This is a genomic window from Streptomyces herbicida (assembly GCF_032656585.1).
GTDB classification, from domain to species: domain Bacteria; phylum Actinomycetota; class Actinomycetes; order Streptomycetales; family Streptomycetaceae; genus Streptomyces; species Streptomyces herbicida.
The window spans coordinates 1-885 of sequence record NZ_JAUYWJ010000094.1 but is presented as its reverse complement, the minus strand read 5'-3'; the positions used below and the strand labels follow the sequence as shown (position 1 = coordinate 885).

The 885-nt window shown below is 71.2% G+C and carries 1 protein-coding gene; it reads left to right on the top strand.

The window, feature by feature from the left end:
- Positions 1 to 50: 50 nt before the first annotated feature.
- Positions 51 to 885: S8 family serine peptidase (locus tag Q8A52_RS48870; RefSeq protein WP_316765158.1), on the top strand; the 835-nt coding region annotated here is incomplete at its 3' end.

The window sequence follows — 885 nt, the reverse complement described above, 5'->3', positions numbered from 1 at the left end:
GCGCTGACTGTGTACGAAGCAGGGATGCGGGGGACGTTGTGACGCGGAACGTGACGAAGGCCGGTCTCATGGTGGTGGCCATGGCGACGGTGCTCGGGGCCTCGGCCTGCGGCGGGGAAGCCGGCGCGGCGGCCGGGGGGAACGGCGGTAAGCTCCCCGCGCACGGGAAGGGGGAGTCCGTGGCGCCCGCCGGGGACGGGGTGGCGCCCGGCTCGGCGCAGACGTCTGCCGACAGCGTGGGGAAGTTGTCCGGGATCGCGCAGACCACGGCGTCGCCCATCACCCGGCACGTGCCGTGGAACCTCGACATTCTGGACCAGCGGTCGCGGCCGCTGAACGGAAAGCTCACCACCACCGCCACGGGCAAGGGCGTTCACGTCTACGTGATCGACACCGGAATGGACATCGCCCACAAGGAGTTCGGCGGACGCGCCCACCTCGGCGCCGACTTCGTGGGCCCGAAGGACTCCGGTGACTGCCCCGACGAGGGGGGCACCGGCCACGGCACGTTCGTCACGGGCATCATCGGCGGGGCGAAGTACGGGGTGGCGCCCAAGGCTGAACTCGTACGCGTCCAGGGCATCCTGTGCGAGAGCGAGGGCGGTGGCTCCCCGGCGGCGGCCGAGGCGGCCGTGGTGAAGTCGGTCAAGTGGGTCACCGCGCACGCGCAGAAGCCCGCGGTGGTGAACATGTCGCTCAACTTCGACCACCGGTCGACGGCCGTGGAGTCCGCCGTGAAGAAGATGGTCGACGCGGGGATCCCCACGGTGGTGTCGGCCGGCAACTTCCACGACGACGCCTGCAAACACTCCCCGGCCGGCGTCCCCGGCACGATCGTCGTGGCAGCCTCCACCTCGAACGACCGCCCGTGGAGCGACACCGGCT